This is a genomic window from Streptococcus sp. HMSC065E03 (assembly GCF_001815045.1).
Lineage (GTDB): Bacteria > Bacillota > Bacilli > Lactobacillales > Streptococcaceae > Streptococcus > Streptococcus parasanguinis_AD.
In genome coordinates this window covers 1-976 of record NZ_KV818826.1, presented here as the reverse complement: position 1 = coordinate 976, position 976 = coordinate 1, and the positions used below count along the sequence as shown (strand labels likewise).

Sequence of the window (976 nt, the reverse complement as noted above, 5' to 3'; positions counted from 1 at the left end):
ATGGACTACATTCTATCCATTAAAGATGCAATTGTTATTGTCATTACTCATGATCAAAATCCAGAAATATTGGAAGAGTTTGATCACGTTATTACCCTATAGATAAATGGCCTAGTCTACTAAATGAATGATGTGTTTCTCAAAGTATTCTTTGTAATTTTTGTAGATTGTTTTATTGAAGAGTTCGAAAATTTTTAAAGCTTCTTCGATTTTTAAAAGTGATTTTTGATTATGATAGAATTTCAGTTCCAAATATCCATCTAAATACAGCAAAATAGTTTGTTCAAAAAAATCTGTGGAATCCGCTAATATATTCTTCGTAGCCTGTTTTAAAAATAAAGATTCCTCATATAAGTCGTTCTCAATCATTATAATCAAAGAATTGAGAAGTAGTTGAATGAGAGATTGTCTATTTCTAGGTATAGAACTATACAACTTCCCTTTGTTGAGCGCCTCTTTGGCATATCTAAATAATAAATCTGGAGATAGAACACGACAGCAATTTCCAAGGATGAGCGTTTCGTAATAACCCCAGTTTTCAACAGAAAATAAATAGTTTGTAAGATAAGAGGCGTCTTGACGACTCAATTGATGATTCTTATCTATTCCCGAAACAATACTTTCAATGAAAATAGCATTTAATTTATGGTAATGAGAATTTGTCCTATGAAAAAGTTCTATTTCTTTCTCTACCATATCTAGTAATGCTTGAGAATCTTCATTATATGCGGCCTGTTTAACAGAAGCTATTAAGGTATTAAAATCCGAAGGTTGATAATGATTACAGATAAGCAGAAATTCTTCTAGTGTTACTCCTATTCTTTCAAGAAGATACAATAACTTAAAGACAGAAATCTCTGTTTCTCCTAATTCAAATCTAGATATTTGAGATTTTGAAATTTCAGCACCTGCTAATGAAGAAATAGAAATCCCCTTTTCTTCTCTTATTTTCCTATAAGTTTCACCTAAAATCATA

At 30.2% G+C, this 976-nt stretch carries 1 protein-coding gene; it reads right to left on the bottom strand.

Annotation, left to right across the window (positions count from 1 at the left end; genetic code table 11):
* Positions 1-111: 111 nt before the first annotated feature.
* Positions 112-975: a helix-turn-helix domain-containing protein gene (locus HMPREF3002_RS00005; protein WP_070664701.1), complete on the bottom strand. Its 864-nt coding sequence runs from the start codon at positions 973-975 to the stop codon at positions 112-114.
* Position 976 lies beyond the last annotated feature (1 nt).

Coding starts and splice junctions, on each gene's coding strand:
- HMPREF3002_RS00005 (WP_070664701.1), bottom strand. CDS start 975: ATGATTTTAGGTGAAACTTATAGGAAAATAAGAGAAGAAAAGGGGATT.